Raw genomic sequence first — 14,473 nt, 5'->3', positions numbered from 1 at the left:
AGAGCATTGGCATCATAGCCGGCCTTTTTTGCTTATTTGCCGATACAGAAGCTGGAAAAGATCCGGCCTAACAGATCATCAGAGCTGAATTCACCGGTTATTTCATTTAGGTGTTGCTGGGTCAAACGCAATTCTTCCGCCAGTAGCTCGCCGGCTAAATGATCATGCAATTGCTGCTCACCGATCGACAGATGTTCAGAAGCCCTTGCCAATGCGTCAAGATGGCGGCGTCTGGCAATAAAACTGCCTTCATTCCCTGCTTCAAACCCCATACAGGCTTTGAGATGCTCCCGAAGAGCTTCCAGCCCGGTTTTATCTTTCGCAGACAGTCGAAATAACGGGTATTTGCCACTATCTTCGCCGCCGACCGGCTCACCGGTTAAATCGGCTTTATTGCGGATCACGCTGATCCCTAATTCTGGCGGAATATGCGCGATAAAATCGGGCCAGATCTCGGCCGGATCTGTCGCTGCAGTTGTGGTGCTGTCGACCATAAAGAGTACCCGATCGGCCTGTAAGATTTCCTGCCATGCGCGTTCGATGCCAATTTGCTCGACTTTATCGGTGGCTTCGCGCAGACCGGCGGTGTCGATAATATGCAGTGGCATGCCGTCGATATGAATATGTTCACGCAGCACGTCGCGGGTGGTACCAGCGATCTCTGTGACAATCGCCGCTTCACGGCCCGCTAACGCATTCAGCAGGCTGGATTTACCGGCATTTGGCCGGCCGGCGATCACGACTTTCATGCCTTCGCGCAGGATACTGCCCTGAGTGGCCTGTTTTTGGATCTTTGTCAGATCGGTGCGAATATCTGCCAAATCGCCAGACACTTTGCCATCGGACAGAAAATCAATCTCCTCGTCCGGGAAATCAATGGCGGCCTCGACATACATCCGCAGATAAATCACTTTCTCTACCAGCGCGTGGATTTGCCGGGAGAACTCGCCCTGCAATGATTGCATCGCGCTGCGGGCCGCCTGTTCGCTGCTGGCGTCAATGAGATCAGCAATCGCCTCAGCTTGGGTCAGATCGAGTTTGTCGTTCAAAAATGCCCGTTCAGAAAACTCGCCAGGGCGGGCGATGCGTAGATCAGAAATTTGCAGAATACGTCGCAATAGCATGTCGAGTAGCACGGGTCCGCCATGGCCTTGCAGTTCCAGCACATCTTCACCGGTGAAGGAATTGGGCCCAGGAAAATATAAAGCGATGCCCTGATCTAACACCGACTGGTCATCGGCGCGAAAGGGTAAATATTCCGCCACACGGGCTTTGGGCACACGGCCCAGCACCGCTTGTGCAACGGCTGAGGCCTGCGGGCCAGACACCCGGATAATGCCAACCCCGGCGCGTCCCGGAGCTGTGGCTTGTGCAGCGATGGTATCAGTGGCGTACATACCCTATTCCTCTTCACTTCAGATAAAAAAATGGCCATTACAAGTGTAACGGCCATTGTCGGTTCAGTCAGAGCGATCAGGCGTTACGCACATGTAAGCCTTTTTTCTCCATGCCTTTGTAGATATACAGCATTTGCGCCAGTGAGATCAGGTTGCTGACTACCCAGTACAGCACCAGGCCGCTTGGGAAAATGATGAAAAACAGACCAAACACGACCGGCATCCACAACATGATTTTTTGCTGCATCGGATCTGTAACTGTAACTGGTGTTAGCTTCTGCATTGCATACATACTGACGATATACAGAATTGGCAGGACCAGATATGGATCCATCACCGATAAATCTTTGATCCAGAAGATAAATGGTGCCTGACGTAATTCAATACTTTCAACAAACACAAAATACAGTGCCAGAAAGATTGGCATTTGGATCAGCATCGGCAGACAGCCACCCATCGGGTTTACTTTCTCTTTGCGATACAGTTCCATCATCGCCGGGCCCATCTTCTGTTTGTCGTCTTTATAACGCGCCTGCAGCTCGTCGATTTTTGGCTTCAGATTACGCATCTTTGCCATGCCCTCGTACTGGGCTTTGGTCAGAGGGAACATGGCCAGTTTAATCAGTAAGGTAATGGCGATAATGGCCAGGCCCCAGTTGCTGACTAAATTGTGGATTTGCTGCAGCAACCAGAACAGCGGTTGCGAGATAAACCACAACCAGCCGTAGTCGACGGTGAGATCCAGACCATGCGCAATCTTCGCGAGACTGGCCTGATCTTTTGGACCTGCGTAAAAGGTTGCAGTCAGCGTTTTACTTTCGCCAGCTGCGATGCTGCTTTGCGGACCACGGACGCCAATGATACCTTCATTGTTGTTGACCAGACTGAACAGCTGATTTTGTTCTTCTGCCTGTGGTACCCAAGCAGAAACAAAGTAGTGTTCCAGCATGCTGACCCAACCGCCTTTGGTTGCCAGGTCCAGGTTTTGGTCCTGCATATCTTCAAAGGCAAATTTTTCATAGCGCTGATCGGTGGTGGAATAGGCGCCACCGCGATATACCGGCATCATCATATTGCCGTCTTTACCATTCTCGATGGTTTGAGCCAGATAATGATAAGGCTGGATGACTTTGCTGCCGGTACTGGTGTTGGTCACGATATAATCAACCCGGACATCATATTTGCCAGCGCTGAACGTATAACGTTTTTCAATTTGCAGGCCATTGTGTTCCAGTTTCAGACTGACATTCAGTTCAGTTTGGCCTTCAGCCAACGCAAATTTATCCTGAGTGACGCTATATACTGGTTTGGCCGTGCGTTTTTCATCAGGGCCGTCACCGAGCAGACCGCTTTGCGCTGTGTAGTTGAAGCCATTGAGTTGACGCATTAACGGATATGGCGTGTTGTCTTCAAGGCTCAGCGTGTATTTCGGCAGAACCAGGCTGATAATATCGCCACCACGGGTGTCAATTTTGACATTCACTACATCAGTTGTGATTTCAATAACTTTGCCCTCGTTGACCACTGCTGCAGCTGTAGTGGTGCTGCTCAACGGGCCTGAGGCTGATAATTGCGGTTCGGCGCTGGCATTGGGGCTATTGATCGCGGTTTGCGCCGGAACAACTGGCTTTGGACCATAATCTTTCTGCCAGTCTTGCCACAGAAAAAAACTGACGATTGCGAAGGCAATCACTAATAAACTACGTTGCGATTCCATGTGTGAGCTTATCTCTTTTGCTTGTCAGGAACTGGGTCTTCACCACCCGGATGTAAAGGGTGACATTTTAATAGACGTTGGGTGGTTAACCAACTGCCTTTTATCACGCCAAAGCGTTGTAATGCTTCAACAGCATAATGTGAGCAACTGGGGGTAAAACGGCAGCTGGGCGGAAACAGCGGGCTGATACATCGCTGATAACCATAAATCGCTGTGATCAGGATTTTGGTTGGATAGCTTTGTACTGGCGGGCGATTTTGCTCCATAAGCGCTCCAGTTGCTGGTGTAGCTCTGCGTTGTCAGTGTTGCTGATATCGCCTTTCACCATCAGCACCATATCGACCGGTGGCAGTTCGTGCTGATGCAGCCGGAAACTGTCACGGGCACAACGTTTGATGCGATTCCGATGGACGGCCAATTTAGCACGTTTTTTGGCGATCGTCAGACCAATCCGTGGATGTTCAGATTGATTGGCTTTACACAGGATAGTGAAGAGTGGGGAAGCGACCCGGAACGGGTTCTGGAATACATTGTCGAATTCGCGGGGAGTTAACAGACGTAACTCCCTGCTGAAGGTATAGCTGACCACGCAGCGCTTTAAATAACTGACTAGACAGTTAAGCGCTTGCGGCCTTTCGCACGGCGACGTGCTAATACTGCGCGGCCATTTTTATCTGCCATGCGTGCACGGAAACCGTGGTTGCGTTTCTGTTTTAAAACGCTTGGTTGAAAGGTTCTTTTGCTCATTTTCTTCGTCCGTCCGGTCGATAGTTACTAACTGAATCTGAGTTTTAGTAAGTACCAAAACGCAGCGATTTAAAAAAGAGCGCGAATTCTAAGTATTCTGCCCCTGCTTGTCAATGCGATCCTTGGTTATTTCCTACTCAGATCCAAGATCTTTCACAGTTGTCCACAGGCTGGGCTTTGTTCTGGGATAATATGTGTATGAATCTACGTGACGACTGCGGATATACCAGAAAAATCGAAGCTGTTTTGTCGGTATTATTAAATTGTCTATAAGATAAAAAATCATATAAAACAAAGCAGTATACTGGATCTCTTCGAATCATTCGTTTTTTCAAAAAGTCAATATTGCAGTTGTGGATAAGATCGGCTCATAATGCGGGTCTTTCCCTAACACCTGCCTTGTCCAATACTAATTATTCGGGGCTGCTGGAGATATGGTGTATCAGTCAGTTTGGCAAAATTGCCTGGAAGCGTTGCAGTCTGAGCTGCCAGCACAACAGTTCAGTATGTGGATCCGCCCACTGCAGGCCGACAGTTCCCATGACGCGTTAACGCTTTATGCACCAAATCGTTTTGTGTTGGATTGGGTTCGCGATAAATATCTGAACCGGATCAATGAGTTGATCCACGACTATTGTGGCGATCATTCGCCCCGTCTGCGTTTTGAAGTCGGCAGCAGTCAGAAAGCTCCCAAGGTCAGCCCGGTAACCACTAGCCGGATTGCCCCAGTCGCTGCTGCTCCTGCTGCGTCAGCTGCAGTGGCAGAGCCGGCACCAAAAACTATTGTGCGTAGTAATGTGCGGGCGAATTATACCTTTGAGAATTTCGTTGAAGGTAAATCGAACCAATTGGCCCGTGCAGCTGCAAGTCAGGTTGCCGACAATCCGGGAACTGCTTATAACCCGTTGTTTTTATATGGCGGAACCGGTCTCGGTAAGACTCACTTGTTGCATGCCGTAGGCAACGGGATCCTGGCAAAAAAACCTGATGCAAAAGTCATCTATATGCATTCCGAGCGTTTTGTGCAGGATATGGTCAAAGCCCTGCAGAATAATGCCATTGAAGAATTTAAGCGGTATTACCGCTCTGTTGACGCCTTGCTTATCGATGATATTCAGTTTTTTGCGAAAAAAGACCGCTCTCAAGAAGAATTCTTTCATACATTCAATGCCTTACTTGAAGGTAATCAACAAATCATCCTGACGTCAGATCGCTATCCGAAGGAAATTGATGGTGTTGAAGAGCGCTTGAAGAGCCGATTTGGCTGGGGCCTGACTATCGCCATCGAGCCACCAGAGCTGGAAACCCGGGTAGCGATTCTGATGCGCAAAGCGCAAGAGAACAACATCCGGTTACCAGAGGAAGTAGCGTTTTTTGTCGCTAAACGGCTGCGTTCAAATGTCCGCGAGCTCGAAGGTGCATTAAATCGTATTACCGCTAACGCCAATTTTACCGGCCGGCCTATCACAATTGATTTTGTCCGTGAGTCGTTACGCGATTTATTGGCGTTGCAGGACAAACTGGTCACGATAGAAAATATTCAGAAGACAGTCGCCGAGTATTATAAAATCCGCGTCGCAGACCTGTTGTCGAAACGTCGTTCGCGTTCTGTTGCTCGTCCGCGGCAGATGGCGATGGCGTTATCAAAAGAGCTTACCAACCACAGTCTACCGGAGATTGGTGATGCATTTGGCGGCCGGGATCATACAACCGTATTACACGCTTGCCGGAAGATTGAGTCTTTGAAAGAAGAAACTCATGAGATTAAAGAAGATTTCCAAAATTTAATCCGGACATTGTCATCTTAATAGGGACTTGTTATGCATTTTATAATTGAGCGTGACGCTTTATTAAAACCCTTACAAATGGTGTCTGGTGCGATTGAACGCCGCCATACACTGCCTATACTGTCGAATGTATTACTCGATGTGACTCAGGATCAAATCGCGTTAACCGGGACTGATTTAGAGATCGAACTGGTAGCCGCTGCCTTTCCGCAGCAAGTGATCACGCCGGGGCGAGTCACTATTCCAGCGAAAAAGCTGTTGGATATCTGCCGGTCTTTGCCAGAATCCTGTGTATTGACGCTGCAACTGCAAGGTGACAATTGTGTTGTCAGCACCGGGAAAAGTAAATTTACCCTGGCGACACTGAGTGCGAATGATTATCCGAATCTCGAAAGCTGGCAAGGTGAAGTTGAATTCGAACTGAGCCGTATTCAGCTACGCAAGTTGATGGAAGATACCGCGTTTTCGATGGCAAACCAGGATGTGCGTTATTACCTGAACGGTTTGTTGTTTGAAGTCGACAATGGCACGTTACGGACTGTTGCTACAGATGGACACCGGCTGGCATTGAGCTCGATTGAACTTGGGGTGACTGCAGGCCAGCAAAAACAGGTCATCATCCCGCGCAAAGGTGTTTTAGAACTGATGCGTTTATTAGCCGCTGATGACCAGTTGATCCGCCTGAGTATTGGTCAGAACCATATCCGGCTGATGGATAGTCAGTTTAGTTTTAGCAGTAAATTGATTGACGGCCGTTTCCCCGATTATCGCAGAGTGTTGCCACGCAATAGTTCACGTCAACTCACCGCGCATCGTTCGGTGCTGAAAGACGCCTGTGTGCGGGCTTCTATTCTTTCCAACGAAAAGTATCGTGGTGTGCGATTTACGCTGAATCCGCAAGAACTGCAAATTGTCGCCAACAACCCTGAGCATGAACAGGCTGAAGAAGTGATTGAAGTTGAATACAACGGTGGCACTCTCGAGATTGGCTTCAACGTTGGTTATGTGCTGGATGTATTAAACACGCTCAATACTGACCTGGTAGTGATGCATTTAAGTGATGCCAATTCCAGTTCGTTGGTCGAAGGGGTTGGCAACCCGGGTGCCTTGTATGTTGTGATGCCAATGCGGCTCTGACGCATGGCATTAACGTCGTTGCACCTGCATGATTTTCGCAATATCACGCAGGCGCAGCTGGATTTTCATCCAGGCTGGAATTTGATTTTTGGTGCCAATGGCAGCGGCAAAACCAGCTTGTTGGAGGCGATTTATCTGTTGGCGCACGGTCGGTCTTTCCGTACCGGCAAGCCCTATAAAGTGATCCGGCACGAGCAGGCGCAATACACTTTGTTTGCTCGTGTTGATTGGTCAATGCAACAGATTGCCTTGGGGATGCAACGGGATCGACAGGGCGACTGGCAGGTCCGGTTAAACGGTGAAGCGGTGCAACGGTTGGCAGATTGCGCCAGTTTGTTACCGGTCCAGCTTTTACAGCCTGAAAGTTTTCGCTTGTTTTTTGGTGGTCCGAAAGAGCGGCGGCAGTTTTTTGATTTGGGATTGTTCCACGTGGAACCTTCCTTTTATGATATCTGGCTGCGTTTTCATAAGGTATTAAAACAACGAAATGCCTTATTAAAAAGCAGACAAGCGTATGGTGCCCAGTATCAGTATTGGGATCAACAATACGTAGAACTTGCGGTGCATTTACAGCAGTTACGACAGCAGTACCTGCAGACGCTTTCAAGCGCCTTAATGACACTGACAGCAGACGTTCCTTGCCTGGCAGGCCTACAGTTGGAGCTTGCCCCGGGATGGCAGGTCCGCAGTGGTGAAGCTGCAGAGTTATGGCAGCAACTGCAAGACAGCTTCAGCAGTGATCTGAAAGCTGGTTATAGTCAACTAGGACCACAAAAAGCAGATTTGCGCCTAAAAGTTGATGGTGAGTATGTAGATGACCTGTTGTCACGTGGTCAGTTGAAAGTACTGCTATTTGCACTGAAAGTTGCACAGAGTAACGTGATTGCGCAACGTGGGCATAAACAGCCTTTGTTGTTAATCGATGATCTGGCGTCTGAGTTGGATGACCAATCCAAACGCCAGATCTTCAAATTTTTAGCTCAACTCCAGTCGCAGGTGTTTATTACTGCGATTGAACCTGACCAGATTTTGCCGCACCTGACCCAGGAAGCGGCATTGTTCCACGTGGAACATGGGCAGATAAAACGGACGGATAATGATGGCCGAAGAACATAATTACGATTCCTCGAGTATTAAAGTACTGAAAGGTTTAGATGCAGTTCGCAAAAGACCAGGTATGTACATCGGGGACACCGATGACGGCTCAGGCTTGCACCATATGGTGTTTGAAGTTGTCGATAACTCAATAGACGAAGCATTAGCTGGTTACTGTAGCGATGTGTTTGTCACCATTCACAGTGACAATTCAGTGTCAGTCCGCGATAACGGTCGTGGTATTCCGACCGATATGCATGAAGAAGGTGTCTCGGCAGCTGAAGTCATCATGACCGTATTGCACGCCGGCGGTAAGTTTGACGACAACTCGTACAAAGTATCTGGTGGTCTGCACGGCGTTGGTGTGTCGGTAGTGAACGCGCTGTCAGACAAACTGGAACTGACGATCCGCCGGAAAAATAAAGTACACAACCAGATTTATCGTTTGGGTGTACCGGACGAACCGTTAAAAGTAATTGGTGAGACCGATAGTACTGGCACCGAAATTCGTTTTTGGCCGAGTGATACAATATTTACCGACATCAACTTTCACTACGACATTCTGGCTAAACGCCTGCGCGAGTTGTCATTTCTGAACTCCGGCGTCAGCATTATTCTGAGTGACGAGCGCGACGATAAAAAAGACCACTTCAAATACGAAGGCGGTATCGAAGCTTTTGTGCAGTATTTAAATCGCACGAAAACAGCAATCCACCCGAAAGCATTCTACTTTTGCTCATCACGTGAAGACGGTATTACCGTTGAAGTTGCGATGCAGTGGAATGACTCGTTCCAGGAAGGCATTTATTGTTTTACCAATAATATTCCACAGCGCGATGGTGGTACGCACTTAGCAGGTTTCCGCTCGGCGTTAACCCGGGTTCTGAACACTTACATCGATGCTGAAGGTTATGCCAAGAAGATGAAAGTGTCGGCGACCGGTGATGATGCGCGTGAAGGTTTAACCGCAGTTATCAGCGTGAAAGTGCCGGATCCTAAATTCAGCTCGCAGACCAAAGATAAGCTGGTATCCAGCGAAGTGAAATCCGCGGTCGAAAGTGTGATGCACGAGAAACTGAACGAATATCTGCTGGAAAGCCCGAACGACGCCAAAATCATCGTCACCAAAATTGTTGACGCAGCCCGTGCGCGGGAAGCGGCGCGCAAAGCGCGTGAAATGACACGACGCAAAGGTGCACTGGATATTGCTGGTTTGCCAGGTAAATTGGCCGATTGTCAGGAAAAAGACCCGGCATTGTCTGAACTGTATCTGGTAGAGGGTGACTCTGCGGGCGGGTCTGCTAAGCAGGGCCGTAATCGTAAAAACCAGGCGATCCTGCCATTGAAAGGTAAAATCCTGAACGTGGAGAAAGCTCGCTTCGACAAAATGATTTCTTCACAGGAAGTAGGTACGCTGATCACTGCATTGGGTTGTGGTATCGGCCGCGAAGAATACAATCCGGATAAAACCCGTTACCACAGCATCATCCTGATGACGGATGCGGACGTCGACGGTTCTCACATTCGTACTCTGTTGCTGACCTTCTTCTATCGTCAGACGCCTGAGTTGATTGAGCGCGGTTATATCTACATTGCGCAACCGCCACTGTATAAAGTGAAAAAGGGTAAACAAGAGCAGTACATCAAAGATGATACTGCGATGACCGAATACCTGACCACGCTGGCATTGGACGAAGCAACGTTGCACGTTAACGCGGATGCCCCGGGCATTGGCGGCGCGCCGCTGGAAGCGTTGGTCAGCCAGTACTACAAATGTAAAACTACCATCGATCGTTTGGGTCGTAAGATCCCGTTAAATCTGCTGAACGAGTTGGTTTATGTTCCTGGTATTACAGTGGAAATGTTAAAAGACGCAACTCTGACTAAAGAGTGGGTTGCTAAACTGGCCAAACGTCTGCAAGACAAAGAAGGTGATGGTTCCAGTTATACCTTTGATGTGACCGAAGACCGCGAACGGAATCTGACATTACCAAAAATTGTGATCCGCCAGCATGGTATCGACAATGAATATGTGCTGCATTATGACTTTATCACGTCAATTGATTACGGCCGTATCGCTGCTTTGGGTGATTCCATCCGTGACCTGATTGAAGAAGGTGGTTATATCCGCCGTGGTGAAAAAATCAAACCAATCAGCAATTTTGTCGAAGGTCTGGATTGGCTCATCACAGAATCGAAAAAAGGTCTGTATATCCAACGTTATAAAGGGTTAGGCGAAATGAACCCTGAACAGTTGTGGGAAACGACGATGGACCCGAATACCCGCCGCATGTTACGGGTCACTATTGAAGACGCGATTGGCGCCGATCAATTGTTTAATACGTTGATGGGTGATGAAGTAGAACCACGTCGCGCCTTTATCGAAGAAAACGCACTGCGTGTGGCGAACCTGGATATCTAAGTTTCTGGGCTCAGCACCATAAAAAAGCAGACTTCGGTCTGCTTTTTTTTGCGAAATCCGGATTGGAATGCATTGAAAAGAACGGCGCGGGAAGTCGTAGCGATTTATTTTGCCGGTGTCGGTCTATACCAAAGTTCAGCTCGATTTAATGGCGTTGCTGCTGGTAGGAGCGGATTTCGTAATTGAATTACGTGGCGTTCTGCCAGCTTTGACCGTGCGATAGCGTCGCCAAATTCTTGCATAAACATAGCCTCGAACTCGCCGCTTTTGAGCATCAGCTCTAAGCCTCGTTCGACCTGATGTGCTAATTCCTGTTGTTCGCGCGAGAAAAAATAATACAAGGCGGTCGGATAATACAGGATAAGACTGGATTCAATCGGTAGCTGAACTTTCGCTTCTGTTTGCTCACGCCAAATTTCCAGCACAGATCGCGGAAAAGCATCTACCCGGCTGCTGGCAACCATTTCGAACATGGATGAATATTGATTGGAAGGAACCACCTTTAGTTTATTAAAACGCAGTATCTCGGCATCGGGCCAGTCATGACCTTGTGTCAGTAATAGTTTTTTCAAATCGCCTAAATGTACCAGTGGTGCAGCTGATTGTGATTGTTGTGGCGAAAGCAACAAAATGCGCCAACCATACAGGCCTTTATCAATGGGAAATCTGACCGGAGTCAGTAACTGTTCGCGTTCTGTGGTTGTCATGCTCCAAAACACATCAATACCATGCTTTTCTGCCACTGTCCGTAAGGAGCGGCCTTGTACCATTGGTACCTCCGACGCGACTAAATGATGTCGAATGCCCATCTTACTCAGCGCCGCGGCCAACAATCGGACTTGATACAACTGGCTGCTGTCGCCATCCTGAATTGGGCGGGCATAGACAATCCTTATGCCGGGTACTTCAGCAGCAAGCGCTAAGCCTGAAAACAGCAGGCAACTACACAACCAGGTCCGGAGTTTGCTCCGGACTATGAACCGCTCACTCATCGGATCGCCTCGCTAAATACTCAGCTAAGCATTAGCCAGATCCTCAAGCTTGTCGCCTGCATTATCGAATTAAAGCCTTAGCTGGCAGGCTTTGGCCAGCAACAATACACTGAGGAACATTGAGATCGCGGCAAGACCAGACGGCAACAACCGGCTGAAACCATCCGACAAGCGTACGCTTAACACCCCACAGCATTTCAAACGCGGCTGCGGCTAATAAACACAGATAAGCAGAATAAGATATCGACATGTGAACGGCTCCTAACATCCGGCTGGGGCCGTTCCCGGGTGAACTGGAGTGGTGAGGTCGTCCTCACGTCCATTTTTGACCTGCGGGACAAAAGCGCTATCTGCAGGTGAATCGAATGCAAAATAATCTGCAGCCAGCCCGTTGCACTATTTGATTACGCATGTAATATTAGATGTATTACATGCGTAATCATTTATTCTGGTTCAGGTGCGAGAGCAAAAACAGAAACGCCGGGGTTTAAAATGAAAGAAATTAGTCAGGCAGAGCTCGAAGTGATGAAAGTGTTGTGGCGGCAGGCACCACAGACGGCAAATCAGGTGGTGGAGCAACTGGCAGATGCCAGTCAGTGGCATGAAAAGACAGTAAAAACTTTACTGAACCGCTTAGTCGGCAAAGGTGCCGTCAATTTCGAAAAAGACGGCCGGGCCTATTTATATTCTCCAGTGCTGCAACAGGCCGATTACCAGCAACGTGAAAGTCAGAGTTTTATCCAACGCGTGTTATCCGGTCGCCTCGCACCGCTGGTGGCGGGTTTTGCTGAACACCAACAATTAAAGGCAGAAGATGTAGCAGAACTGAAACAGCTGATCGCGAAATGGGAACAGGAGCAAAAATAATGCTGAACTGGCTGCTGACACAAGTGTTGCCTTTAACCCTACTGCTTACCATTTTATTGCTGGCGCGGCCACTGCTGCTGCGTTGGTTGGGCGCGCGATGGCAATACAGTCTATGGCTTGCTGTGCCTCTCTTGCTGTTATGGCCTTTACTGCCTTTCCAGCTGACACCTGTAGCTGAAACGACCGTTTATCAGGTGCAGCTGAATATACATCAGTTGAGTAAAGGCCTGGCTGCGGAGCACCAGTGGTCTTTATTGCTGTTAGCTTTGTGGTTAAGCGGTATCGGCGTGATGGCCGTTGCTTTGTGGCGTCAATATCAGCATATCCGCCAACAACTTAAGGCTGCCAGCCAGTTTACTGCTACGGAAACCACAATAGCCTGCAAACAAAGCCGCGGCCAGCAAGGGCCTTATGTCACGGGGTGGTGGCGGCCAACAGTATTGTTACCGGCGGACTTCCTGCTGCGGTTTGACCCTGAGCAACAGCAGTTAATCTTACAACATGAACTGACGCATTGGCGTCGCGGTGACCTGCACGCCAATCTGCTTGCCTTGATAGTGCTGACGTTGTTCTGGTTTCACCCACTTTGCTGGTTGGCGTATCGCGCTTACCGGCAAGATCAGGAACTGGCCTGTGATGCTTTGGTATTAGCGACTGCTAGTTCTCAACAAAAGATTGCTTACAGTTATGCGCTGCTGAGCAATATACAAAGCCATGCTCAAAGCAGCACCGCCCATTGGCAACTGCTCAGCAACCACTATGGAGATAAAAAAATGATGAAACAACGGCTGCAATTGTTACAGCACCAACAGGGTTTTAGCAAAACAGCGCTGGCGCTGACCCTGATAGCTTTAGTCGGTGCCACGTTATGGCTGCAACAGCCAGTACAGGCGGCGGACGCGGCTGCAGAGATGAAACCAATTATGCGTGTGGAGCCGCGTTTTCCGGTAGGTGCAGCAGCAGCTGGCACCGAAGGCTATGTTGTCGCCGAGTTTGATATTCAGCCGGACGGCACTGTGCAGAATGTGCAAATTATCAAATCCGTGCCAGCGCAGGTGTTTGATAAAGTAGCCGTCACTGCATTACAGCAATGGGCCTATAGCCCATCCGCGAGCGGGATGAAACAAGCCAAAGTGCAACTCGATTTTGTCATGGACCCGGTGTCCAGCGACATTGAGCGGGTGGAGGTCTCACCAACGCATTAAAACCTGCGATGAACAGTCAAAACAGCAAAGGGGCCATTGGCTCTTTTGCTATTTTGTCTGGATCCCACGCCTGACAAGGACGAGCACAGAAAAAGCGCGGAAAAACCGCGCCATTGCGCTACAGAAAAGCCGCACAAATGGGTATACTTTCCGGTCTTTATTGCCGAAATAGCGGAGCAGGTGCGCTTTCTATGCACAAATACGATATTAAAACCTTTCAGGGTCTGATCCTGGCATTACAGGATTATTGGGCTCGTCAGGGCTGCGTCATTGTGCAGCCGCTGGATATGGAAGTGGGTGCTGGTACATTCCACCCGATGACATTCTTACGTTCGCTGGGCCCGGAGCCAAGCAACGTCGCTTACGTGCAGCCATGCCGTCGCCCGACCGATGGCCGTTACGGCGAAAACCCAAACCGGTTGCAACATTATTATCAATTTCAGGTCATTCTGAAGCCGTCGCCGTCTGACATTCAGGAGCTGTACTTAGGCTCTTTACGTGAACTCGGCATCGACACGCTGGTGCATGATATTCGCTTTGTTGAAGACAACTGGGAATCGCCAACTTTAGGCGCCTGGGGTTTAGGCTGGGAAGTCTGGTTGAACGGCATGGAAGTGACGCAGTTCACTTACTTCCAGCAAGTCGGTGGTCTGGAATGTCGCCCGGTCACTGGCGAAATCACCTACGGTTTAGAGCGTCTGGCTATGTATATTCAGGGCGTCGACAGCATTTTTGATCTGGTTTGGACTGACGGCCCGATGGGGCGTATCACTTACGGTGATGTGTTCCACCAAAACGAAGTCGAACAATCGACTTACAACTTTGAATACGCCGATGTGCCAGCACTGTTTGCTGCTTTTGATCAGCATGAAGCCGAGAGCCATAAGCTGATTGAGCTGGGGCTGCCGCTGCCGGCCTATGAAAAAGTTATGAAAGCCTCACACGCCTTTAACCTGCTGGATGCCCGTCACGCCATTTCAGTGACTGAGCGTCAGCGTTACATTCTGCGGGTCCGCACGCTGGCTAAGGCCTGTGCAGAAGCTTATTACGCGGCACGAGAGAAGCTTGGCTTCCCGTTATGCCGTAACACCAAGCAGGAGGCCTGAT

At 49.2% G+C, this 14,473-nt stretch carries 13 protein-coding genes; 7 read left to right on the top strand and 6 right to left on the bottom strand.

The features are described from left to right. Positions 1–32 precede the first annotated feature (32 nt). The 5 genes from mnmE to rpmH form a co-directional block, all read right to left on the bottom strand. Entirely contained in the window at positions 33–1,397 is a 1,365-nt protein-coding gene (mnmE, locus tag ATY27_RS02215) for a tRNA uridine-5-carboxymethylaminomethyl(34) synthesis GTPase MnmE (RefSeq protein WP_208932532.1), read from the bottom strand. 76 nt (positions 1,398–1,473) lie between these two features. Beyond that, the gene (gene yidC, locus ATY27_RS02210; RefSeq protein ID WP_208932531.1) at positions 1,474–3,114 is read right to left on the bottom strand and encodes a membrane protein insertase YidC; all 1,641 of its coding nucleotides are present in this window, start codon (positions 3,112–3,114) and stop codon (positions 1,474–1,476) included. 8 nt (positions 3,115–3,122) lie between these two features. Continuing rightward, a complete protein-coding gene (yidD, locus tag ATY27_RS02205; RefSeq protein ID WP_208932530.1) occupies positions 3,123–3,380 on the bottom strand; it encodes a membrane protein insertion efficiency factor YidD in 258 nt (85 codons plus the stop codon). Continuing rightward, positions 3,332–3,703: a ribonuclease P protein component gene (gene rnpA / locus ATY27_RS02200; protein WP_208932529.1), complete on the bottom strand. Its 372-nt coding sequence runs from the start codon at positions 3,701–3,703 to the stop codon at positions 3,332–3,334. The genes yidD and rnpA overlap by 49 nt, the downstream gene beginning before the upstream one ends. A 20-nt stretch (positions 3,704–3,723) precedes the next feature. Next, positions 3,724–3,861 (bottom strand): 50S ribosomal protein L34, encoded by a 138-nt coding sequence (gene rpmH, locus ATY27_RS02195; protein WP_084164225.1) that lies wholly within the window; start codon positions 3,859–3,861, stop codon positions 3,724–3,726. 437 nt (positions 3,862–4,298) lie between these two features. Here rpmH and dnaA point away from each other — a divergent pair, with 437 nt between their 5' ends. From dnaA to gyrB, 4 genes are read left to right on the top strand one after another with little or no spacing between them, the layout of a single operon-like run. Beyond that, on the top strand, positions 4,299–5,669 hold the full coding sequence (gene dnaA, locus ATY27_RS02190) for a chromosomal replication initiator protein DnaA (protein ID WP_208933391.1): 1,371 nt from the start codon (positions 4,299–4,301) through the stop codon (positions 5,667–5,669). A 12-nt stretch (positions 5,670–5,681) separates the two neighbouring features. Continuing rightward, the gene (dnaN, locus tag ATY27_RS02185) at positions 5,682–6,785 is read left to right on the top strand and encodes a DNA polymerase III subunit beta (RefSeq protein ID WP_208932528.1); all 1,104 of its coding nucleotides are present in this window, start codon (positions 5,682–5,684) and stop codon (positions 6,783–6,785) included. A gap of 3 nt (positions 6,786–6,788) precedes the next feature. After that, positions 6,789–7,901, top strand: coding sequence for a DNA replication/repair protein RecF (gene recF / locus ATY27_RS02180; protein ID WP_208932527.1), 1,113 nt, complete (start codon positions 6,789–6,791; stop codon positions 7,899–7,901). After that, entirely contained in the window at positions 7,885–10,302 is a 2,418-nt protein-coding gene (gene gyrB / locus ATY27_RS02175) for a DNA topoisomerase (ATP-hydrolyzing) subunit B (RefSeq protein WP_208933390.1), read from the top strand. The genes recF and gyrB overlap by 17 nt, the downstream gene beginning before the upstream one ends. 104 nt (positions 10,303–10,406) lie before the next feature. Here the strand turns inward: gyrB and ATY27_RS02170 are convergent, their stop codons facing one another. Beyond that, a complete protein-coding gene (locus tag ATY27_RS02170; RefSeq protein ID WP_208932526.1) occupies positions 10,407–11,294 on the bottom strand; it encodes a transporter substrate-binding domain-containing protein in 888 nt (295 codons plus the stop codon). 492 nt (positions 11,295–11,786) lie between these two features. On the opposite strand from ATY27_RS02170, the gene ATY27_RS02165 reads away from it, so the two are divergent. The 3 genes from ATY27_RS02165 (at position 11,787) to glyQ (ending at position 14,472) form a co-directional block, all read left to right on the top strand. After that, the gene (locus ATY27_RS02165; protein ID WP_208932525.1) at positions 11,787–12,161 is read left to right on the top strand and encodes a BlaI/MecI/CopY family transcriptional regulator; all 375 of its coding nucleotides are present in this window, start codon (positions 11,787–11,789) and stop codon (positions 12,159–12,161) included. Beyond that, entirely contained in the window at positions 12,161–13,366 is a 1,206-nt protein-coding gene (locus ATY27_RS02160; RefSeq protein WP_208932524.1) for a M56 family metallopeptidase, read from the top strand. Before ATY27_RS02165 ends, ATY27_RS02160 begins: the two co-directional genes overlap by 1 nt. Positions 13,367–13,557: 191 nt before the next feature. Then, positions 13,558–14,472 carry a glycine--tRNA ligase subunit alpha gene (gene glyQ / locus ATY27_RS02155; protein ID WP_208932523.1) on the top strand — a complete coding sequence of 305 codons (915 nt, stop codon included), beginning with the start codon at positions 13,558–13,560 and terminating at the stop codon, positions 14,470–14,472. Position 14,473: the final 1 nt, after the last annotated feature.

Source organism: Rheinheimera sp. F8 (assembly GCF_001518915.1).
This window is presented reverse-complemented; position numbering and strand designations above follow the sequence as displayed.

Excerpts from the sequence above, each read along its gene's own strand:
- mnmE (WP_208932532.1), bottom strand. The coding sequence starts at position 1,397 with ATGTACGCCACTGATACCATCGCTGCACAAGCCACAGCTCCGGGACGC.
- yidC (WP_208932531.1), bottom strand. The coding sequence starts at position 3,114 with ATGGAATCGCAACGTAGTTTATTAGTGATTGCCTTCGCAATCGTCAGT.
- yidD (WP_208932530.1), bottom strand. The coding sequence starts at position 3,380 with ATGGAGCAAAATCGCCCGCCAGTACAAAGCTATCCAACCAAAATCCTG.
- rpmH (WP_084164225.1), bottom strand. The coding sequence starts at position 3,861 with ATGAGCAAAAGAACCTTTCAACCAAGCGTTTTAAAACAGAAACGCAAC.
- dnaN (WP_208932528.1), top strand. The coding sequence starts at position 5,682 with ATGCATTTTATAATTGAGCGTGACGCTTTATTAAAACCCTTACAAATG.
- recF (WP_208932527.1), top strand. The coding sequence starts at position 6,789 with ATGGCATTAACGTCGTTGCACCTGCATGATTTTCGCAATATCACGCAG.
- gyrB (WP_208933390.1), top strand. The coding sequence starts at position 7,885 with ATGGCCGAAGAACATAATTACGATTCCTCGAGTATTAAAGTACTGAAA.
- ATY27_RS02170 (WP_208932526.1), bottom strand. The coding sequence starts at position 11,294 with ATGAGTGAGCGGTTCATAGTCCGGAGCAAACTCCGGACCTGGTTGTGT.
- ATY27_RS02165 (WP_208932525.1), top strand. The coding sequence starts at position 11,787 with ATGAAAGAAATTAGTCAGGCAGAGCTCGAAGTGATGAAAGTGTTGTGG.
- ATY27_RS02160 (WP_208932524.1), top strand. The coding sequence starts at position 12,161 with ATGCTGAACTGGCTGCTGACACAAGTGTTGCCTTTAACCCTACTGCTT.
- glyQ (WP_208932523.1), top strand. The coding sequence starts at position 13,558 with ATGCACAAATACGATATTAAAACCTTTCAGGGTCTGATCCTGGCATTA.